19 protein-coding genes are annotated in these 21,639 nt (G+C 57.7%); 18 read left to right on the top strand and 1 reads right to left on the bottom strand.

The genetic code is table 11. From position 1 onward, the window contains the following. Positions 1–13 precede the first annotated feature (13 nt). Positions 14–2,107 (bottom strand): TonB-dependent receptor, encoded by a 2,094-nt coding sequence (locus tag GGR91_RS06795; protein ID WP_246337059.1) that lies wholly within the window; start codon positions 2,105–2,107, stop codon positions 14–16. A gap of 226 nt (positions 2,108–2,333) precedes the next feature. Here GGR91_RS06795 and GGR91_RS06790 point away from each other — a divergent pair, with 226 nt between their 5' ends. The 18 genes from GGR91_RS06790 (at position 2,334) to ftsA (ending at position 21,556) form a co-directional block, all read left to right on the top strand. Beyond that, complete coding sequence (locus GGR91_RS06790; RefSeq protein ID WP_183941293.1) at positions 2,334–3,335, top strand: cysteine synthase A; 1,002 nt, start codon at positions 2,334–2,336, stop codon at positions 3,333–3,335. Positions 3,336–3,364: 29 nt separating this feature from the next. After that, positions 3,365–3,640 carry a hypothetical protein gene (locus tag GGR91_RS06785; RefSeq protein WP_183941291.1) on the top strand — a complete coding sequence of 92 codons (276 nt, stop codon included), beginning with the start codon at positions 3,365–3,367 and terminating at the stop codon, positions 3,638–3,640. Between the two features lie 5 nt (positions 3,641–3,645). Beyond that, positions 3,646–4,479, top strand: a complete 834-nt coding sequence (locus GGR91_RS06780; RefSeq protein WP_183941290.1) for a Gldg family protein — start codon at positions 3,646–3,648, stop codon at positions 4,477–4,479. Between the two features lie 306 nt (positions 4,480–4,785). Continuing rightward, complete coding sequence (locus GGR91_RS06775; protein ID WP_183941288.1) at positions 4,786–5,274, top strand: division/cell wall cluster transcriptional repressor MraZ; 489 nt, start codon at positions 4,786–4,788, stop codon at positions 5,272–5,274. Then, positions 5,271–6,227, top strand: a complete 957-nt coding sequence (gene rsmH, locus GGR91_RS06770; protein WP_183941286.1) for a 16S rRNA (cytosine(1402)-N(4))-methyltransferase RsmH — start codon at positions 5,271–5,273, stop codon at positions 6,225–6,227. Before GGR91_RS06775 ends, rsmH begins: the two co-directional genes overlap by 4 nt. Positions 6,228–6,235: 8 nt before the next feature. Beyond that, complete coding sequence (locus GGR91_RS06765; protein WP_183941284.1) at positions 6,236–6,865, top strand: hypothetical protein; 630 nt, start codon at positions 6,236–6,238, stop codon at positions 6,863–6,865. Next, on the top strand, positions 6,865–8,601 hold the full coding sequence (locus tag GGR91_RS06760; RefSeq protein ID WP_183941282.1) for a peptidoglycan D,D-transpeptidase FtsI family protein: 1,737 nt from the start codon (positions 6,865–6,867) through the stop codon (positions 8,599–8,601). The genes GGR91_RS06765 and GGR91_RS06760 overlap by 1 nt, the downstream gene beginning before the upstream one ends. Continuing rightward, a complete protein-coding gene (locus GGR91_RS06755; RefSeq protein ID WP_183941280.1) occupies positions 8,601–10,028 on the top strand; it encodes a UDP-N-acetylmuramoyl-L-alanyl-D-glutamate--2,6-diaminopimelate ligase in 1,428 nt (475 codons plus the stop codon). The genes GGR91_RS06760 and GGR91_RS06755 overlap by 1 nt, the downstream gene beginning before the upstream one ends. Beyond that, complete coding sequence (locus GGR91_RS06750) at positions 10,025–11,410, top strand: UDP-N-acetylmuramoyl-tripeptide--D-alanyl-D-alanine ligase (RefSeq protein WP_183941278.1); 1,386 nt, start codon at positions 10,025–10,027, stop codon at positions 11,408–11,410. Before GGR91_RS06755 ends, GGR91_RS06750 begins: the two co-directional genes overlap by 4 nt. Then, entirely contained in the window at positions 11,410–12,480 is a 1,071-nt protein-coding gene (gene mraY / locus GGR91_RS06745; RefSeq protein ID WP_183941276.1) for a phospho-N-acetylmuramoyl-pentapeptide-transferase, read from the top strand. The genes GGR91_RS06750 and mraY overlap by 1 nt, the downstream gene beginning before the upstream one ends. After that, complete coding sequence (gene murD / locus GGR91_RS06740) at positions 12,477–13,766, top strand: UDP-N-acetylmuramoyl-L-alanine--D-glutamate ligase (RefSeq protein ID WP_183941274.1); 1,290 nt, start codon at positions 12,477–12,479, stop codon at positions 13,764–13,766. The genes mraY and murD overlap by 4 nt, the downstream gene beginning before the upstream one ends. Then, positions 13,763–14,977 (top strand): FtsW/RodA/SpoVE family cell cycle protein, encoded by a 1,215-nt coding sequence (locus tag GGR91_RS06735; protein ID WP_183941272.1) that lies wholly within the window; start codon positions 13,763–13,765, stop codon positions 14,975–14,977. The genes murD and GGR91_RS06735 overlap by 4 nt, the downstream gene beginning before the upstream one ends. 5 nt (positions 14,978–14,982) lie before the next feature. Continuing rightward, complete coding sequence (murG, locus tag GGR91_RS06730) at positions 14,983–16,164, top strand: undecaprenyldiphospho-muramoylpentapeptide beta-N-acetylglucosaminyltransferase (RefSeq protein WP_183941270.1); 1,182 nt, start codon at positions 14,983–14,985, stop codon at positions 16,162–16,164. Next, positions 16,161–17,567, top strand: a complete 1,407-nt coding sequence (gene murC / locus GGR91_RS06725; RefSeq protein ID WP_183941268.1) for a UDP-N-acetylmuramate--L-alanine ligase — start codon at positions 16,161–16,163, stop codon at positions 17,565–17,567. Before murG ends, murC begins: the two co-directional genes overlap by 4 nt. Continuing rightward, entirely contained in the window at positions 17,564–18,460 is an 897-nt protein-coding gene (murB, locus tag GGR91_RS06720; RefSeq protein WP_183941266.1) for a UDP-N-acetylmuramate dehydrogenase, read from the top strand. The genes murC and murB overlap by 4 nt, the downstream gene beginning before the upstream one ends. Continuing rightward, a complete protein-coding gene (locus GGR91_RS06715; RefSeq protein ID WP_183941264.1) occupies positions 18,457–19,380 on the top strand; it encodes a D-alanine--D-alanine ligase in 924 nt (307 codons plus the stop codon). The genes murB and GGR91_RS06715 overlap by 4 nt, the downstream gene beginning before the upstream one ends. Further along, positions 19,380–20,294 carry a cell division protein FtsQ/DivIB gene (locus GGR91_RS06710; protein WP_183941262.1) on the top strand — a complete coding sequence of 305 codons (915 nt, stop codon included), beginning with the start codon at positions 19,380–19,382 and terminating at the stop codon, positions 20,292–20,294. The genes GGR91_RS06715 and GGR91_RS06710 overlap by 1 nt, the downstream gene beginning before the upstream one ends. After that, positions 20,291–21,556 carry a cell division protein FtsA gene (ftsA, locus tag GGR91_RS06705; protein ID WP_183941260.1) on the top strand — a complete coding sequence of 422 codons (1,266 nt, stop codon included), beginning with the start codon at positions 20,291–20,293 and terminating at the stop codon, positions 21,554–21,556. The genes GGR91_RS06710 and ftsA overlap by 4 nt, the downstream gene beginning before the upstream one ends. The last annotated feature ends 83 nt before the right edge of the window (positions 21,557–21,639 follow it).

Here is a 21,639-nt window from a genome sequence, read left to right as displayed (position 1 = left end):
TGGTTGCTTACCGTTAAAAGCTGATACGCGCGGACAAACGGAAATCGCGACCGGACAGCGGGACAAAATCTTTCGTGAACGATGCCGACCGGCGGGCGACAACATCGAAAATATTGTTCGCAGATGCAATCAGCGCAATGTTGCGATCGCTGCCAAACGGACGCCATGTCGCGGTCGCATTGACCAAAGTGAAGCCATCGGTTGCGGTTTCGAACGGCGCTGTTTTTGTCTGGGCATCGCTCCATTCGACTTCGCCACGCAGGTCCAGGCGCGCACTGTTCATCTCCACGCCGCCCAACACACGCAAGGGTGGAATGCGCGGGATATTGCCAGCACCAGCGGAGATTTTGGCCCGCGTATAATCGGCCACGGCATCGACTTTCAGGTCAACATCGCCAAAGCGCGCGACATTTTGCGATCCCTGAAACTCGACGCCCCAGACCTTGGCATCATTCTGAAAATATTGGAACACGGGCAGGTCGGCCTCAATGGCGCCTGTTTCCGCTTCGTAAATGAAATTGTCGAACCGGTTGGTATACAGCGTCAGGTTGAATGCGGTGTCCGGCGTATCATAACGCCCGTACAGCTCGCCATTCCACGCGCGCTCGCTCTTCAGCAACGGGTTGCCGACTTCAAATGCCTGCGTCGCGATGTGCGGCCCGTTGGAAAACAACTCCTCGACCGCTGGCGCGCGGCCCGTGCGTGACAGGTTCGCGCCGATCTTCAAATCGCCGATATGGTACCCAACGCCAAACGCGCTCGAGACATTGTTGAACGACCGGCTGATGCCCAACGTATCCGCGCGCAGTTCGGCGGTGTCAAAACGCAGCGCGACTTCGGCATCGAGATTTCCAACGGTAAATTCCTGCAGCGTGAACAATCCAAATTGCCGGCTCTTGTTTGGCGGGACGAACGCTTCCGCACCAATCGCGTCCAGTTTGCGGGATTGATACTGCACGCCGCTCGCGCCGCGCCAACCGCCACGGTCATTTTGGATAAGCTCAGCGCGGGCTTCAATCCCCTTGCTGTTGAAAATGGTGCCAATCTCGTCACCTTCAAATTCGGTGTGGCTGTAATTGGCATAGCCCGCCCGCAGGCGCAGCTTTTCAAACAGGCCATCGCCTAAATCCAATTCGCCGCGGAAATCGAACCGATATTGCCGCATGCCAATGGTTACGGGCACTTCCTCTGCACCGCCATCATGCGCATGCGCCGTTCCGGGGCGGGCGGGGATGCCGTAATTGGTGTCATAAATGCTGTAGGACAGGCCCATATTGCCGCCATCGTCGATGAAGGCGATGCCGCCCGCTGCGGTCCAGCTTTTCACCGCGCTGTTGGGAATGCGGCCGCGTTGGTCGGCCAGCGCGCGTGCTTCGGCGGCCTCGTCGAGATTGCCTTCACTGGCTTCTTCCGCCGCGAAATCCAGCACCTCGGCGCGCAAGCTAGGCGAAAGGATATTGCCGCCGGTGCGCAGATCGTCGCTGTTGCGATAGCTGCCATCTGCATGGACGACGACACGGTCGGTCAGCGGCACGTCAACCGATGCCCCGCCGGACCAATCGCGCGCCGCGCTGCCATAGCCCGCAAGCGCATCGACATGGACGGCTTCATCGGGGATCGAACGCGGAATGCGCTTGTCGAGCGCGTTGACCGCGCCGCCAACGGCTTGGCCACCAAATAAAAGGACCGCAGGACCGCGGAGCACTTCGATGCGCTCAACGGTCAGGGTATCGATGGTGACTGCATGGTCGGCAGAGGTGTTGGACGCGTCAATATTGCCAATGCCGTCGGTGAGCACGGCGACGCGGTTGCCCTGATATCCGCGCAGCACCGGCCGCGATGCGCCGGGTGAAAAGCTGGTGGCCGATACGCCGGGCAGGCTGGAAAGGATGTCACCCAATTGCGCGCGGGTTTTCTCAGCCAATAGGTCCCCTGTCACCGCAGAGGTTCCGGACAGAATATCGAGCCGCTCAACATAAGGTGCGGTGACAACGATTTCTTCACTGCCGTGAAAATCATCTGTCTGCGGCGCGGCTTCTGAAGCGCCGGTGCTGCCCGTTTGCTGGGCATAAGCAGGCACAGATAGCGCAACCGACAATGCTGTCATGCTAGCGGCGAAAACGTGAAAGCGGGGGATTTTCATGAGATTACGTTCATCCTGTCGGATATGAAACAATGAAGCGACTGCTTACACAATATGATATAATATATCAATACCCAATTCTCGTTCGGCGGCGCGCGCGATGTCATGTGGTCTTAATGGCGCGCCGAAGACTGCCCTTTACGCGACACCGGGTTGCGGACGGCCAACAACGCGACTAACTATCTCGGCTATGAACATGCTTACTTCGACATTGGATTTAATCGGCAACACACCGCTCGTTCGCCTGAAAGGCCCAAGCGATGCGGCGGGTTGCGACATTTTTGGCAAGTGCGAATTTGCCAATCCCGGCGCGTCGGTAAAAGATCGCGCTGCATTATATATTGTGCGCGATGCCGAACGGCAGGGGCTGTTGCAGCCCGGCGGCACGATTGTGGAAGGGACGGCGGGCAATACCGGTATTGGCCTTGCGCTCGTTGCCAATGCGCTGGGGTACAAAACGATCATCGTCATGCCCGAAACGCAAAGCCAGGAGAAAAAAGACACGTTGCGCGCGCTTGGCGCGGAGCTCGTGCTTGTCCCTGCTGCGCCGTATTCGAACCCCGGGCATTTCGTGCACACCTCGCGCCGTTTGGCCGAAGAGACCGACAATGCGGTGTGGGCGAACCAGTTTGATAATATCGCCAACCGCCGCGCGCATATCGAAACCACGGCCGAAGAAATCTGGGCGCAAATGGAGGGCCGGGTTGATGGCTTTACCTGTGCCGCTGGGACCGGCGGCACCATCGCTGGGGTCGGGCTCGGCCTGAAGGCGAAGGATGAAAATGTCACCATCGCCTTGACCGACCCGCATGGTGCATCATTGTATAATTATTATGCCAATGGCGAACTAAGCGCGGAAGGCACGTCGGTTGCCGAAGGCATTGGGCAGGGACGCATCACCGCCAATCTGGATGGCGCGCCGATTGATACGCAGTTCCGCATATCGGACGAAGAGGGCATGATATGGGTCCGGCGTTTGTTGGCGGAGGAGGGGCTTTGCCTTGGACTGTCGTCCGGCATTAACGTTGCCGGTGCTGTCGCCTTGGGCAAACTGCTTGGCCCCCATGCGCGCATCGCGACGATCTTGTGCGACACGGGTTTCCGTTATCTGTCGACGATTTACAATCCGGAATGGATGCGCAGCAAAAATCTAGACCCTATGCCTTGGCAAATGGACAGCGCGGCGCAATAACGCGCACGACGGTTTACAGGAGATCGCAGTTGGTTGAGCAAAAGCAATCCGCAATTCAGCGTATTCAGGTCGGCGTGGTTGGCTTGGTCGTCGTGCTCCTGTTTGTGACCTTGGCGACGATGGTTCTTGATCGCGTCAGCGACAGTGCGCAGGTGCCGGGTGCAATGGAGGCGACCCCAATAACCGAAATAAAGAAACAAACGCCGGATGAGCCGCTGGCTGAACTGGGCGTGACCCCGGTGGCCAAGAATGAAAGCGCGACGCCGCCGAAGAGCGCCACACCACCGCGCGGCCGACCGCAGTAGCCATTATGACGAACGTGAGCGCGCATTTCGGCGGCAAAAGGCGCCCGCTTTTGCTGCTGCTCGCCGTTGTTCTGGTGCTCATGTCGTCGCTGCTGGCTTATGCCTTTATCCAGCCTGCGCCCGATGGCCCGAAACCCAGTTTGGGATTGATGACGACGTTGCCGCTGCAATGGAGCGAGGGCGGCGTTGAGGCGGATCTTGCCGACGACGCGCAACCGCACCCCGCGTTCGCGCGGCTTGGCCAAAGCTATGATGTGCAGCCGCTCGATGATGTGCGCGACCTTGCAGAACGGCGCCTGCTGTTGTTGGCGCAGCCGCGGGCATTTAGCCCGGCCGAACTTGTCCAACTGGATAGTTGGGTGCGCAAGGGCGGGCGTGTTTTGATCCTCGCTGATCCTGCGCTGCAGTGGGGGAGCCTTTATCCATTGGGCGACAAGCGCAGGCCGTTGTTCACATCGATGCTATCGCCCTTATTTGCGCATTGGGGGCTTGAGCTTGTGCTGCCCATCGCCGATGCGGAGCCGATGGCTATCCGCAAGATTGGCCAGCTGAGCATCCGCACGCAGACGCCCGGCGAGTGGCTAAAGATCGGTCGCGGCGGTTCAGCGCGATGTGCGTTAGAGGAGGGCGGCCTGTTGGCGGATTGCAAGATTGGCAAAGGCCGCGCTTTGCTCGTCGCGGACGCCGATTTGCTCGATACGGTCTATTGGGAGGGACGGGGCATGCGCGTGCTGACCGGTGGCGATGAATTCGGCAATTTGGCGTGGGTGGAATCATTGCTGGCGCGATTGCACGAAAGCGATTCCATATCCGGGGATTTTGTGGGACATTCGGGGTAGAAATGGGCTTGGCACCGGAAATCTGCGGAAAATCCATGCTGCACACCCATGTCTGCCCAAGGATTTATGTTCATTTCGCACATTATTTTTATATGAGGAAAAAAATTATATAATGTTTTCAGTATATTAATATTTAACACCCTAATTTTCCCATAAAATCCCTCTTTTCATCCATAAAATCCCTTGCTATGCAAAGTCATCCAAGGGGTGGATAACTGATAATATCGGTCGTTACGGCGTCCGCATGGCAAAGGGCTTTGCCATGATTGTCGTTCTGCGCCCTTTTTTACAGGGGTGTTTCGGACGGTGTCAGCGTTGGTGGTCTATGCAGGTTCGGGGGTGTCGGGTGTCGACGCCAAGGGCCGCACGACTATACCCGCCGAGATCCGCGACAGCGTATTGCAATCCAGCGGCAGCAACAGCGTATGCATTTCGCGCCACAGCAGCCTTCCTTGCCTCATCGGTTTTGGCAGCGCCGAACGTCTTAAGCTGCGCGCAGATATTGAGGCGCAATGGCAAAGCGCCGTTAACCGCGGCACAGACTTTGATCGCGAACTGGCTGGCGTATCTGCATCCTCCATCTTTGAAACCGCTTTTGAAGCCAGCGGCCGTTTCGTGCTGTCGCCGATGCTCAAGCATTTTGGCCGCATTGACGACCGCGCATTTTTCTTCGGTGCAACCACGCATTTCATGCTTTGGAACCCTGACGTTTTCCTGAAGGAAGCGCCAGCGGCATTCAACCCCGTCAAGGACGAGCTCAATTATTGGCTGTCCCAAGGCAAGCGCGACAAATGAGCGCGCCGGCCCCCCATATTCCAGTCTTACTGGATGAAGTGATTCACTCTCTAGCCATCACCCCTGGCGATGAGATCGTGGATGGTACCTTTGGTGCAGGCGGATACAGCCAAGCGATACTGGCTGGCGGTGCGCGCGTTTATGCGTTTGACCGCGATCCTGATGCACTATCAGAAGGTGCGGACCTTGCAGGCCGCAGTGGGGGCGCCTTGCGTCTTTACCCGGCCTGCTTTTCTATCATGGACGACGTTTTGATGGCGGACGACATAATGTCGGTCGATGGCGTCGTTCTCGACATCGGTGTGTCGTCGATGCAGCTCGACCGCGCGGAGCGTGGCTTTTCGTTTCAAAAAGATGGCCCGCTCGATATGCGCATGGCACAGGACGGCATGTCTGCCGCTGACTTTGTCAACGAAGCCGACGAAGCCGACATTGCCGATATCATCTATCGCTATGGCGAAGAGCACCGCTCGCGGCGCATCGCCCGTGCGATTGTTGCGGCACGGCCCATTGAAACCACTGCGCAACTCGCGGCCATCGTTCGTAAGGCAGTTGGTCACAAGCCCGGCGCGCCAAAAGACCCTGCCACCCGGGCTTTTCAGGCGATCCGCATTCATGTGAACCGCGAGCTGGATGAATTGACCGACGGATTGGAAGCTGCCGAGCGGATGCTCAAGCCAGGCGGTCGTCTTGCTGTCGTCACCTTTCACAGCCTTGAAGATCGCATCGTGAAGCAATTCTTGCGTCGCCGCAGTGGCGCAGAAAGCGCTGGCTCACGTCATGTGCCGATGGTCGGCAGCGCCGGACCGCAACCTACCTTTGAAAAGGCGGATAAAGCCATTCGCCCTTCAGAAGCCGAACTTACCCGCAATCCAAGGTCGCGTTCCGCCACCTTGCGATCGGCAACCCGTACACACGCACCCGCATGGGCAACAGGAGGACTGGCAGCATGAGTCTCGCCATGAAAAGACTTAGAAACCTGGGCTGGCTTGCGCTGGTATTCATGGTTGCGATCCTGCTGTACCCTCTGTCGCTCAACGTTGCGGCGATGCACACTGACCTTGTCGCGGTTGACCGTGAAATAATGGATACGAAGCGTGAAATCAGCTTCCTTCAGGCGGAAATCCGCACCCGCGCCAGCTTGCAGCAGTTGGAAGAGTGGAACGAACTTTTGTACGGTTATCAGCCCCCATCGGCTGAACAATTTGTAAATGGCGAAGCCGCGCTTGCTAGCCTGACCGGCGATCTTCCTGATGCTAAGCCAGTCATGATGGCCGCGGCAGATGTCCCGGCGCCACAAGTTGTTGCCGAGCCTGAGGTTGTAAAGGAAGCTGTTGTTGAAGCGCCAAAGCAAGCCGCGCCAAAGGCCGTGGCCACCAAGGCCGTGGCAACTAAGGCTGCTGCCACGAAACTTGCGGCCAACGACGTTAAAATCTTTGCCAACCCAGTAAAGCGTGCGCCCGCGAAAGTAGAGGCTCCGAAAGTTGAGCAGAGCCGCACCGAGCGTTTGGCGCGGATGGATGAAAAGCTTTTGTCCGACGACCTGTTGCGCGATATTTCGGCAAAAGCTGCTAAAGAACGCCGCCGTTAATGACGCCGCAAACGGCCCGCACCACGACCCGGAAAAGCGGCGTCGGTACGCCTCCATTTGCAGCGCACGGTTTTTGGCGGCTGCTGGTTTTACTCGCCGCTTTTGGCATGTTCGTCGTCTTGCTCATCGGGCGCTTGGCGACGCTCGCCTTGTTTGAAAGCTCGCGGGCTTATGGCGCAACCAGCACGGAATATGTGCCCGAGCGTGGCGATATTGTTGACCGCAACGGCGTTCCTTTGGCGCGCAGCATCTATGGCTACGCCATTTGGGTGAAGCCTGCTGACCTATTGGGCGACCGCAAGCAATTGGCCAACCAGCTGGCTGCTATCTTCCCCGATACACCGGCGGCAGAATTTTATGCCAAGTTGACTGCGGACAAGCCCGGCTATCTGCGCAAGCGCGCGCTGCCCGAGCAAGTCAAGCAAGTCCACGACCTTGGCGAGATTGCCATTGAATTCCCGCGTGAGGCAACGCGTCTGTACCCGCAGCACGACATGGCGGCGCACGTCCTCGGTTTCGTAAACCGCGATGGCCGCGGCGCGATGGGGATGGAGCGGGTCATGAACGATTACCTGCGCGACCCTTCGAAGCGGTCGACCCCGCTGAATTTGGCGTTGGATGTCCGCGTGCAGGCCGCGCTTGAAAGCGAGCTTGCTTCGGGCATGGCTGCAACGAACGCAAAAGGTGGCGCTGGCGTCATATTGGATGTTGCGACGGGTGAAGTCATCGCCATGGCAACATTGCCGTCGTTCAACCCCAACCGGCCGTCGTTCGCAAATATTCCCGACCTTGGACAACCAATCGTCGATGGCCGCTACCCCATTTCGCGGCAAACGAACAACGTCACCAACCGCGTGTATGAACTCGGCTCTACCTTTAAGCCGCTGACCGTGGCTGCTGCGTTGGACGCAGGCACAGTGCGCGACCTGTCGGTACGGTATGATGCGACCAAGCCGCTTCAATTCGGGCGGTTCAAGATCCGGGATTCGCATCCGTCGGGCCGCTGGATGAACACGCCGGAGGCATTGATCCACAGTTCGAATATTGTGACCGCGCAAATTGCCGACACATTGGGTGCGGCCCGAATGGATGCCATGTTGCGTAATTTGCATTTTGACGTGCGTCCGGACATCGAACTCGCAGAAAAGGCAAGACCGCTCTATCCCAAATCATGGGATCGTCTGACCAATATGACCGTTGGTTTCGGACATGGTATCGCGGTTACACCCATGCATTTGGCCAGCGCTTATGCGGCGATGGTCAATGGCGGCATTTACCGCCCGGCCACGATGTTCAAGATGAAATCGGATGCCAAGATTCCCGGCAAGCGCGTCTTTACCGCGGCGACCAGCGCGCGGATGCGGCAATTGATGCGGATGATCGTCGTTGACGGCACGGGCAACCAAGCCGACGCCTTGGGCTATCGCGTGGGCGGCAAGACAGGTTCGGCCGAAAAGCCCGGCGTTGGCGGTTATAGCCGCAATCTGGTTGTCTCTACCTTTGCCTCTGCATTCCCGATGGATAACCCGCGTTATGTTGTGCTTGCGATGCTGGATGAGCCACAGGGCACCGAAGCATCCAGCTTTCAACGGACGGCAGGCTTTACCGCAGCGCCGGTGGTGCGAAAGACGATTACACGCATCGGTCCATTGATGGGAATTATCCCTGACGTGAAACGCGATGTTGATGTATCGGAACTCATGCCTTTATTGTGGAAGGCGAAGGGAGAGCAATAGTGAAGCTCGGGCAATTGGTAAGCGATGCCGATCCGGCATGTGCCGACAGAACAGTGACCGGCTTTGCCATCGACCATCGGAAGATTGCGCCCGGAACGGTTTTTGGTGCCTTTCAGGGTGCCAGTTTCAATGGCGAAGATTTCATTGATGCCGCGATTGCCGCGGGTGCGGTGGCTGTCGTCGCGCGTCCGGAGGCACAGGTCACAGGCGCATTGCATATCGCCGATGCGGAACCACGCCGCGCCTTTGCGCAATTGGCCGCCAATTATTTCCGTCCCTTTCCCGGACAGATTGCCGCCGTCACGGGCACAAATGGCAAGACATCGACCGCTGAACTCACCCGCCAGCTGTGGCGGATGGCGGGGCATAATGCAGCGTCGATCGGCACATTGGGCATCACAACGGCGTCGGACCAAACGACAACGGGTCTGACAACGCCTGATATTGTGACCTTTCTTGCGAACATGTCCGGTCTGGCCCGCGAAGGCATAAGCCACGCGATATTTGAAGCATCCAGCCACGGCCTGTCGCAATATCGCAGCGAAGGCGTTCGGGTTTCGGTCGCCGCATTCACGAATTTGAGCCGCGATCATCTTGATTATCATGGCACAATGGAAAGCTATTTCGACGCGAAGATGCGTTTGTTTGACGAGGTTGTCGATGAAAATGGCTGCGCCGTTATCTGGGCAGATGATGTCTGGTCGGACCAAGTCATTGCACGGGCGCGCAAACGCGACCTGCGGATGATTACCGTCGGCGAAAAGGGCAAGGGTGTGCAGTTGCTCTCGCGCGAAGCCACGCAGCTGGGCCAGACGCTTGAGCTGCGTATTCAGGGCGATGTGTACAAAGTGAAACTGCCGCTGATTGGGGCGTATCAAGCCGCAAACGCGCTTGTCGCCGCGGGCGTCGTGATGGCGAGTGGCGGCGACGTGGAAAGCCTGCTGTCGCATCTCGCGCGGTTGCAGCCCGTCCGTGGCCGACTGGAGCGCGCCGTTATCACCAAAAGCGGTGCACCCGTTTATGTCGATTATGCCCACACGCCCGATGGCCTGCGCGCCGCAATCGCGGCATTGCGTCCGCATACAAAGGGCAAGCTGATTACCGTCTTTGGTGCAGGTGGTGACCGCGATACGGGCAAGCGTCCGGAAATGGGTGCGGTTGCGGTTGCGGATTCCGACGTCGTGATCGTGACCGACGATAATCCACGCAGCGAAGATCCATCGCTTATTCGCGCGGACATCATGGCGGGCGCGCCCGGGGCACATGAAATTGGCGACCGGCGCTATGCCATTGCCTTTGCCATCGAACATGCCGAACCTGATGATATCGTCCTGATCGCGGGCAAGGGGCACGAACAAGGACAAATCATCATGGGCCGCGTGTTGCCGTTTGACGATGTCGAAGTCGCGCGGGAATGTGCAGCATGACGCCCTTGTGGACTTTTGAAGAATTGCTGGCCGCGACCGGCGGGACCGCTGCCGGACATTTTGATGTCCACGGCGTTGCGTTCGACTCCCGTGAAATCGGGGCAGGGGATTTGTTCTTTGCGCTCAAGGGTGCGGAAACGGACGGGCATCGGTTTGTCGAAACAGCATTTGCCAATGGTGCAGCCGGCGCGATTGTGTCGCAGCCTGTGCCGTTTCCGCATATTCTGGTCAGCGACACGATGCAGGCGCTTGAGGCGCTCGGCCATGCGTCACGCGCACGTACCAAGGCCAAGATTATCGGGGTAACGGGTTCTGCGGGTAAAACGGGGACGAAAGAGGCGCTCTATGCCGCACTGGACCGCTATTCACGCGGGCGCGCGCACCGGTCGGTCAAAAGCTATAACAACCATGTCGGCGTCCCGCTCAGCCTTGCGCGCATGCCCGCAGACTGCGATTTCGGTATTTTCGAGATGGGCATGAACCACGCCGGTGAAATGCGGGCGCTCAGCAAAATTGTGCGTCCCGACGTCGCGATTATCACCACCATTGCCCCGGCGCATATCGAATTTTTCAAGGACGAGGGCGCCATTGCAGATGCCAAGGCCGAGATATTTGAAGGCTTGGCCGAAGGTGGCACGGCCATCCTGCCCGCCGATAGTCCGCATTATGCGCGGCTTCGTGCCGCGGCGGAAAAATATACCGGCAATATCCTATCCTTTGGCTTTAGCGGGGATGCCGATGTCCGCGTGGTCGACCATATGCCTGCAGAGGGCGGCACGCTGATCACCGCGAAAGTGCGCGAGAATATGCTGTCCTTCACGCTGTCGCAGCCCGGCGCGCATTGGATTGGCAACAGCATGGCGGTTTTGGCCGCGGTTTGCGCAGCAGGCGGCGATCTGGCTTCGGCTGGCCTTGCCATGGCGGAAATGGGCGGCCTTGCCGGGCGCGGCGCGCGCCATGTTATCCGCATTGGCGACGGTACGGGCCATCTTATTGACGAAAGCTACAACGCCAACCCTGCATCGATGCTGGCGACGATCGGCCAGTTGGGACAAGCATCCGGTGGCCGCCGGATTGCTGTTTTGGGCTCGATGAAGGAACTCGGCGCAAAAAGTGCGCAATATCACAGCGCACTCGCCGCACCCTTGGCCGCCGCAAAGGTGGATTTTGCACTGCTTGTCGGTCAAGAGATGGAAATTCTCGCCGAAGAGTTGAAAGCAGGGGTTGAGGGACCAGCCAATTTCGCGCATTGCGCGACCGCGCAGGAGGCATTGGCCCTTCTGCAAAATTATCTTTGCGCATCAGACACGGTTTTGGTCAAAGGTTCCAATAGCATGGGACTTTCCTCCATCGTCAGCGCGCTGACGGGTGGGAAAAACTAATGCTGTATATATTGGCTGAATATCTTGGTTTCCCGGGTATTTTGAACCTTATCCGCTATCTCAGTTTCCGTTCGGGGGCAGCCGTTGCCACCGCGCTTGTCATCGGTCTGCTCATCGGTCCGCGCTTCATCAGCATGCTGCGTGTCCGTCAGGGCAAGGGCCAGCCCATTCGCAGCGACGGTCCGCAATCGCACCTCGCCAAGGTCGGCACCCCGACCATGGGTGGCTTGATGATTTTGGTGTCGGTCGGTGTCTCGATGCTGCTGTGGATGGACCTGACCAATGTCTATGTTTGGGCGTGTCTGTTGGTCACCGCAGGCTTTGGCACCGTCGGGTTCCTCGACGATTATGACAAGGTCAAAAAGCGCAGTCACAAGGGCGTTTCGGGCAGGGTCCGGCTGCTGATGGAGTTTGCGATTGCGGGCGTTGCGGTATCTCTGATCGTCTCGCAATCGGGCGGTATGTTATATCTGCCCTTCGTCAATGGCCCCGTTGTCGATCTGGGTTGGTGGTATGTGCCGTTTGGCGCGTTTGTCATCGTCTCCTTTGGCAATGCGGTGAACCTGACCGATGGGCTTGACGGCTTGGCCACTATGCCCGTGATTATCGCGTCAGTCGCATTCATGCTGATCGTCTATATGGTGGGTAACGCTAAATATGCGGCCTATTTGGGCATCCCCTTTTACTTGGGCGCTGGCGATCTTGCGATGTTGTGCGGCGCAATTGTTGGCGCTGGTTTGGCGTTCCTGTGGTTCAACGCGCCGCCTGCTGCGGTGTTCATGGGCGATACCGGCAGCCTTGCCTTGGGCGGCACATTGGGCGCGATCGCGGTTGTCGCACATCATGAATTCGTGCTCGCCATCATCGGCGGGCTTTTCGTGATCGAGGCGCTGTCGGTCATCATTCAGGTATTCTGGTTCAAACGCACCGGAAAGCGTATTTTCCGCATGGCGCCCATCCACCACCATTTTGAACAGCTTGGCTGGTCGGAGCCGACCGTTGTTATCCGTTTCTGGATTGTCGCTTTCGTGCTTGCGCTTGCAGGGCTATCAACGCTCAAGCTCAGATGATTACGACCCCCGCCTTCAAAGACCGTAAGTTTGCGATACTGGGGCTTGCGCGCTCCGGCCTTGCGGCTGCGCGGTCGCTTGTTGCGGGCGGGGCGGAAATCCTTGCATGGGATAATGACGAAGGCGCGCGCGCCAAAATCGCCGATATCGCACATATTGCTGATCCATTGTTGGCGGACCTTTCGGGCTATGATGCGATTGTTGTGTCGCCCGGCGTGCCCATCAACCGCCATCCCATAGCGGACAAGGCAAAGGCCGAGGGGCTGCCGTTAATCGGCGATATCGAATTATTCGCAATGGCGCGGGCAAGCCTGCCGCCGCACCATGTTGTTGGCATTACCGGCACCAATGGGAAATCGACGACGACGGCCTTGGTTCACCATGTGTTGGAAAGCGCTGGGCTGCCCGTTCGCATGGGCGGAAACATTGGCTTGCCAATTTTGTCGCAGATGCCGTTGCCAGCAGGCGGCGTATATGTGTTGGAACTTTCCAGCTACCAGATTGACATTACGCGTTCCCTGTCGTGCGATGCGGCCGCGCTGATTAATCTGTCGCCCGATCATTTGGATCGCTATGATGGTTATGCAGGCTATGTCGCGTCCAAGGCGCGGCTGTTCGACATGCAGACCGGAAATACACATTCCGTCTTTGGTAAAGGCGATGCTGATACCGAGCAGGTCTATCGCGATGTGCTGGCGCGGCGCGGCGCCGAATTGGTCCATCTGGCAGACCCGGCGTTGGTCGCGGGGCAAGCGGATTGGCCTTCGTTGCAAGGCCCCCATAATCTTCAGAATATTGCCGTCGCCATCGCGATTGTGGAATCGCTTGGTGTGACGGAGGCGCAATGGCGCCCGGCAATGGCGACATTTCAGGGTCTTGCGCACCGTATGGAGGTCGTTGCCGAACGCAATGGCGTCTTGTTCGTCAATGACAGCAAAGCCACCAATGCAGCATCGACTGCACCCGCGCTCGCGGCCTATCCACGCGTCCACTGGATCGTCGGCGGTTTGCCGAAATCAGATAATCTGGATGAGTGTATTCCCAATTTCGGCCATGTCGTGAAAGCCTATACCATTGGTGAGGCCGGACCATTGTTTAACGAGCTGCTGTCACCGCACATGCCGGTCGAGCGTAGCGAAATGATGGGCACGGCGGTCTGTTCCGCCGCTGCCCAAGCCCAACCCGGCGATGTCATCATGCTGTCGCCCGCTTGCGCGTCGTTCGACCAGTTTAAAGATTTTGAGGCGCGCGGTGACGCGTTCCGGGCGATTGTTGAGGCGCTATGAACGGCGAACGTAAAGAAGTTCCTTGGGTGCTGGCGGCAAAGACCGGCAAAATCGGTTTTGCGAACCGCCTTGGCCGCGGCGACCGATCGCCGCTTGGTGTATGGTTCTGGGAACTCGACCGCGTGCTGCTGTCGCTCATGATGGTGTTGATCGCGATAGGGTTGTTGGCTGTTGCCGCGGGGTCGCCTGCGGGTGCGCAGCGCCTGTCGTCGTCTACAACGCAATTGTCATCATTACACTTCTTTTACCGGCAATTGATGTGGGTCATTTTCGGGGTGCCGTTGATGCTTCTCGTGTCGATGTATCCGCGCGAACAGGCGCGCCGCTTTGCGGTCTTTGGCTTTTGCATATTCTTCGTGCTGCTGGCGCTTGTGCCGATCATGGGCCGCGAGGTGAACGGGTCGCAACGCTGGATTGGTGCGGGTTTTGCGGGGCTTCAACCATCTGAATTTCTAAAACCCTTTTACGCCGTTGCAATGGCATGGATTATCAGCTGGCGTCTGAAAGACCCATCCTTGCCGGTGCTCGTCTTAAGCAGCATCGTGACGGGTTTCGTCTGCTTCCTCTTGTTGATGCAGCCTGACCTTGGCCAGACCATTTTGTTCATGGGCACTTGGTTTGCGTTGATGATGGTGTCCGGCGTCCCGGCATCACGGCTGTGGGGGTTAATCATCAGCGGCGTGGTGTTTATCGTGCTGGCCTATAATTTCTATCCGGTCGCAACGCAGCGTATCGATGCGTGGATTTTTGGAACCGAAGGCCTGACGCATGACAAGATGGCGTTGGCGACTTTGACCAACGGTGGTTTCTTTGGTCTTGGCCCCGGCCTTGGCATCAAGAAATATTCGCTGCCTGAAGGGCATACCGATTATATCTTCTCGGTCATCGGTGAAGAATTCGGTCTGCTGGCGTGCATGGTTATCGCGATTTTGTATTTCGCCATATTGGTCCGCATCATCATTCGCCTGCTCGATGAAAAGGACCAGTTTGTGGTTCTGGCCGTCACCGGGCTTGGCGCGCAATTCATTGGCCAGGCGATGATCAATATGGCCGTGAACCTTGGCGTTTTCCCGTCAAAGGGCATGACCTTGCCATTTATCAGTTACGGTGGATCGTCCATTTTGGCGCTGTCGATGACCTGCGGTCTTATCCTCGCGCTGACGAAGCGAAACCCATATCTTGACCGGTCGCTGTATATGGTGAAGGGATAGCGGCCATGACGATTTCTCGGCATTATGTGTTGGCCGCTGGCGGGACAGGGGGGCATCTTATCCCTGCGTTCGCGCTGGGTCAGGAGCTTCTGAACAGAGGCCACCATGTTGCGTTGATAACCGACGCGCGCGGTGCGAAAATTCCGGGCTGCCCCGAACAGATCGCGACGCACATTTTACCCGCAGGTCGTCTCACGAAAAGCCCGCGCAGCTGGTTGCCCGGCATTCGGGCTATCGCGGAAGGTCGCACGATGGCGCGGCGCTTGTACGCCAGCTTTGAACCAACGGCTGTTGTTGGCTTTGGCGGATATCCGGCATTCCCGGCCTTGTTGGGCGCATTTGCCGAAAAAATTCCCACGATCATTCACGAACAAAATGCCGTGCTCGGCCGTGTGAACCGATTCACCGCGCGGCAAGTGAACGCTATTGCGACGGCCTATCCCGACGTGCTGCGCCTGTCGCCGCGTTACGCCAGCAAGGTGCATCTGGTTGGAAATCCGGTGCGCGAAGAAGTCTTGGCGCTGCGTGATGAGCCCTATCCCCCGCTTTTGGCCGATGGCATTTTTCGCGTGCTTGTGACGGGGGGAAGCCAAGGCGCGACCATATTGTCCGACATTGTCCCCGATGGCCTTGCGCGATTGCCGTTGAATTTGCGCCGCCGTCTTCAGGTAACGCAGCAGTGCCGCGAAGAAGATATTGAGACGGTCCGTCAGGCATATGCCGCACATGATATTCCGGCAGAGCTTGCAACCTATCTGCCGGACCTGCCCGAACGTTTGGGCTGGGCGCATATGGTCATCGGGCGTGCTGGGGCATCAACGGTGTCCGAACTGACCTGCGCCGGACGTCCCGCAATTTTGGTACCACTGCCAAGCGCGACCGATAATCACCAAAGCTACAACGTCAAAGAAATGGTCGCAGCCGGCGGCGCGCGCGCAATTGCGCAGCCCGCCTTCACCGCGGTTGAGCTCGCCAAGCAAATACAGAAAATTGCGCTTGAACCCGGCGCGCTCGAAAATGCGGCAAAGGCGGCCAAAAGCTGTGGCCGTCCCAACGCGGTTTCCGATTTGGCCGACCTTGTGGAATCCTTTGGCCGCGCGCCAATCATGCACGGTCTGACCACAAAGCCCGAAACATCGGCATCATTCGGTGCCGCACCTGCACTCGCACGAAAGAGCATATCATGAAGGGCGTCCCAACGGATATTGGCATCGTCCACTTTGTCGGCATTGGCGGCATCGGGATGTCCGGCATTGCCGAGGTCATGCACAATCTTGGCTATCAGGTGCAGGGCAGCGACATTGCCGACAGCTATGTTGTCGATGGCCTGCGCAAGCGCGGGATCAAGGTGATGATCGGACATAGCGCGGATAATCTTGGCGATGCGGCTGTTGTGGTGACGTCGACTGCGGTCAAAAAAGGCAATCCCGAACGCGATGCTGCGCTTGAACGCCGCATTCCACTGGTGCGCCGCGCAGAAATGCTGGCCGAGCTGATGCGGTTGAAGAACACTGTTGCCGTGGCAGGGACGCATGGCAAGACAACGACGACGTCTATGATTGCAGCGATGCTTGATCATGGCGGCATTGACCCCACCGTGATTAACGGCGGCATCATCAACAGCTATGGTTCAAACGCGCGTCTGGGTGCGAGTGACTGGATGGTGGTTGAGGCCGACGAAAGCGACGGCAGCTTCCTGCGCCTCGACGGGACGCTGGCGGTTGTCACCAACATCGATCCAGAGCATCTTGACCATTATGGCGATTTTGATGCCATCAAACGGGCCTTTGTCGAATTTGTCGAAAACGTGCCTTTTTATGGCGCGGCAATCATGTGCCTCGACCATCCAGAGGTTCAGGCAATTTTGCCCAAGATCCGCGATCGCCGGATTATCACTTACGGTTTTTCGGCGCAGGCCGATATTCGCGGCGAAAATGTTACGCCGTTCCCCGGTGGCAACCGCTTCGATGTCGTTGTCCGCGCGCGCGACGGATCGCAACGCACGATAGAGGGCGTCATCTTGCCAATGCCCGGACGGCATAATGTGCAGAATGCTTTGTCTGCCATCGCCGTCGGCCTTGAAATGGGCATGAGCGATGAAGCGGTCGCGCACGGCTTTGACAAATTCGGTGGTGTCAAACGACGCTTTACCAAGGTTGGCGAAGTCGATGGTGTGACCATAATCGACGATTATGGTCATCACCCCGTTGAAATCCGCGCGGTTCTGTCTGCAGCACGCGAAGGTGCACAGGGCCGCGTGATTGCGGTGGCGCAACCGCATCGCTTCACCCGCCTGCGCGACCATATGGATGATTTCCAACAGGCGTTTAACGACGCCGACATGGTTTTCATTTCGCCCGTCTACGCAGCAGGCGAAGCGCCCATTGATGGCGTCGATTCCGACGCGCTCGTGAACGGTATAAAGGCGCGCGGGCATCGTTCGGCGGCGACCATCGCCGATGCGCAGGCGCTTGCAGAGAAGCTTGCAGAAACGGTGCAGGAAAATGACATGGTTGTCTGCCTTGGCGCGGGCGACATCACCAAATGGGCAGCGGGACTTGCGGACGCCATTAAGGCAGCCCGTGCATGAGCGTGAACATCCTTCCAAAGGTTGAAGGCAAGTTGACGCCTGACGCGCCGCTTGCGCCATTGGTGTGGTTCAAATCGGGCGGCAGCGCGCAATATCTTTTCGAACCCAAAGACATCAACGACCTGCAAGAATTTCTGCGTCAGCTTGATCCAAATGTGCCCGTCATGGCGCTTGGCCTTGGCTCCAACCTGATTGTGCGTGATGGCGGCGTAAAAGGCGTTGTCGTTCGCCTTGGCAAAGCCTTTGCCAAAGTAACATCCGTTGACGCCGTCACGCTGAATTGCGGGGCCGGGGCGTCGGGCATATTGGTATCGTCAACCGCGCGGGACAATGGCATTTCGGGGCTTGAATTTCTGCGGTCTATTCCCGGGACAGTCGGCGGCTTTGTCCGCATGAACGGCGGCGCTTATGGCGGCGAGGTGAAGGATATATTGGTCGATTGCGATGTCGTGATGCGCGATGGCGCGCTTGCGACCCTGTCGGTTGATGAGCTGCATTATAGCTATCGCCATTCACAGCTTCCCGATGGTGCCATTGTGGTCGGTGCGCGCTTTCGCGGTGTGCCGGGCGCCGCAGACGCCATTCAGGCCGAGATGGACCGGATCAGCGCCGCGCGCGAAGCATCGCAGCCGCTGCGTTCAAAAACGGGTGGGTCGACATTCAAAAATCCAGATGGACATAAAGCATGGCAGTTGGTTGACGAAGCCGGATGCCGCGGATTGCAAATCGGCGGCGCGCAGGTGTCGGAAAAGCATACCAACTTTTTGATTAACACAGGCGATGCGACAAGCGCCGATATTGAGGCGTTGGGCGATGAAGTTCGCCAGCGCGTAAAGGCGAAGTCAGGCATTGACCTGCATTGGGAAATACAACGCGTGGGTGAAACAAAATGAGTGAGCAGATCCACGTAGCGGTACTGATGGGTGGCTGGTCAAACGAACGGCCTGTGTCGTTGATGAGCGGCAATGGCGTCGCCGATGCGCTTGAGAAAGTGGGCTATAAGGTCAGCCGTGTCGATATGGACCGCAATGTTGCGCAGGTTCTGGCCGCGCTTCGCCCCGATGTGGTGTTTAACGCGCTGCATGGCGTTCCGGGCGAAGATGGGTCGGTGCAGGGCATGCTCGACCTGATGGGCATTAAATATACCCATAGCGGCATGGTGACGTCGGTGATTGCCATCGACAAGGAATTGACGAAGCAGCGGTTGGTGCCCGCCGGCATTCCGATGCCAAAGGGTACGATGGTGGATAGCGAAAGCCTGTTCTCCGCCGACCCATTGCCGCGGCCTTATGTGTTGAAGCCCGTCAATGAAGGCAGCTCGGTTGGCGTGGCGATTGTCACCGAAAACAGCAATTACGGAAACCCCATCTCGCGCGATGCCAAGGGGCCTTGGCAGGAATTTGCAACATTGCTGGCCGAACCCTTTATCAAGGGCCGCGAACTGACGGTGGCGGTGCTGGGTGGCAAGGCGCTGTGCGTTACCGAGTTAAAGCCAAAGGGTGGCTTTTACGATTTTGATGCCAAATATACCGATGGCCTGACTGAGCATATTTGTCCGGCTGAAATCCCCGAGGATATTGCGCAATATATGTTGGATGTCGCATTGGATGCGCACCGGTTACTTGGCTGCAAAGGGGCATCGCGCACCGATTTCCGTTGGGACGATGAATTGGGCAAAAACGGCGTGTTCGTGCTGGAAACCAACACGCAGCCCGGAATGACGCCGTTGAGCCTCGTGCCTGAACAGGCGCGGCACGTTGGCATCAGCTATGAACAATTGGTCGACATGATCGTGAAAGAGGCGTTGGCATAATGGCGGCCGCTGCACGAAAACCCGCTGCAAAGCGCAAGGCCGCTTCGCCGAACCCGCGCAAAAAAGTGCTGCAAATATCCTGGGTTGACCGGATCATGCGGATCCTGCCGATTTCGGAAGAAGATGTGCAGCGCGCACTCACATGGATTTTTGTAACCGCGCTTGCGGTGCTGCTATTTGCCATTGCCCAATATGCCGGCGTCACCGCCGCGGCGTATCAGCAATATGCAGCGCTCGCCGCAAAGGCCGGCTTTCAGGTGCAGCGCGTTGAAGTCACCGGTATGGAACGTGTGGACCAAGTTCGGGTCTATCAACTTGTCCTTGCCGAAAAAGACCGTGCGATGCCATTGGTCGACATCGACAAGGTCCGCGCAGACTTACTGAAATATGGCTGGATCAAAGACGCCCGCGTGGCGCGCCGTTTGCCCGATACGCTTGCGGTCGAAATCGTTGAACGCAAACCCGCGGCGATTTGGCAACGCAACGGCAAATATTCGCTGATCGATGCCAACGGAATTGTCCTGCAAAATGTGGCGGCGGGCGAAGGTGGCGATTTGCCGACATTGAATGGCATTGATGCGAACCGGCATGCTGTCGCGCTCAACACCCTGCTCGACAATGCCTCCGCACTGAAAGCACAAGTCATTGGCGCAACATGGGTAGGCAACCGCCGCTGGGATTTGCAGTTTCAAAGCGGTGAAACATTGGCATTGCCCGAAGGTGAAAAGGCAGCGGCCGAGGCGTTGCTCAATTTTGCGCGGATGGATGGTATCCACCGGCTCCTTGGCCGCGACTTGATCCATTTCGACCTGCGCGATCCCGAACGTGCATATTTTCGCAAGGCGCCAAAGGTCGAACCTGTTAAAGTAGAGAGCGGCGGCATAACGTCGACAACGAGTGGAAGAGAAGTATGAAAGCTGCACGCGTTGAAAAACTGATTTCGGCCATTGATATTGGCTCTTCGAAAGTTTCGGCATTAATCGTCGGGCAAACCGATAGCGGCGAACTGTTGGTGTTGGGTACCGGCCAACGCGAAAGCCGGGGCGTCACGCGCGGCTGTATTGCGGATGTCGAACAAGCGGAATTGTCCGTGCGCCATGCCGTTGAACAGGCCGAGCGGATTGCCGGGCTGAACATCGACCGCGTGTGGGTGGGCATGTCGGCCGGCGGGCTTGATAGCTTGCTCGCGCCTGTTGAAATTGAACTGGGTGGCGATCGCATCACGCAGGAAGATGTCGACGAATTGCTGCAGGCTGGACGTGCGAACATTCAGACCGGCGGCAAAATTGCGCTTCATATTCAGCCAACATTATATTCGCTGGATGGCGTAGGCGGCGTTGCGAATCCGCTTGGGCTGCACGCCGACCGCCTTGGGGTCGATGTCCATGTCGTTCTGGCGGACCAGTCGCCTGTTCGGAACATGGATATGACGGTACGCGCGGCGCATCTTGATGTTGAGTCGCTCGTCGTTGGTCCCGTGGCCACTGGCCTTGCATGTCTGACGGCGGAAGAACGTGAGCTTGGTGTCGCCCTTGTCGAATTTGGCGCTGCGGTGACCAATGTGTCGGTTTTCATCGGCGGCATGCTCGTTGGGCTTGAAACCATTCAAAAGGGCGCGTCTGATATCACCGACGACATCGCATCGGCCTTTGGTATTCGCCGGGCACAGGCCGAACGGCTGAAATGCTTCCACGGCTCTGCCTTAACCAGCCCGCGCGATCACCAGGAAGTGCTCGACATTGGTCCTGATGAAAACGGCATTGAAGCAGGCCCTAATGCACCACGCATCACCAAGGCTCAGTTGAATGCCGTGGTCTGTCAGCGCGTGGACTCTATCGTTACCGAAATCGCACAAGCGCTTAAAACTTTGGGTTTCTCCGGCCCATCTGGGCATCAGGTGGTGTTGACCGGCGGCGGTGCCGAGTTGAAGGGCGCGGCGGAACATATGCAAGGCGCGTTGGGTCGCACGGTCCGCATTGGCCGTCCTTCGGGCCTTAATAGTATTCCCGAGGCACATTCGGGACCTGCATTTTCAACGCTCGTCGGATTGATTCATTACGCCGCGTCGGAACGTGTTGACCTGAAATCAGGTTATGATTTGCGTGTCGAACAGATGGCCGGGACGATGCCGGGGTTAATCGAACGGATAAAACGCGCGGTACGAGAGAATTTCTGACAGAAACCTGTGCAAAAGCGGTAATTTTTGAGTGTGCACTTTGTCCTTTTGTGTCAAAAGCGTGAAAATTTCGAACAAGCCAC

The organism is Sphingorhabdus rigui (assembly GCF_014196595.1).
GTDB lineage: Bacteria > Pseudomonadota > Alphaproteobacteria > Sphingomonadales > Sphingomonadaceae > Sphingorhabdus_B > Sphingorhabdus_B rigui.
Note: the sequence above shows the minus strand (reverse complement) of the source record. Positions and strands in the feature narration are given on the sequence as shown.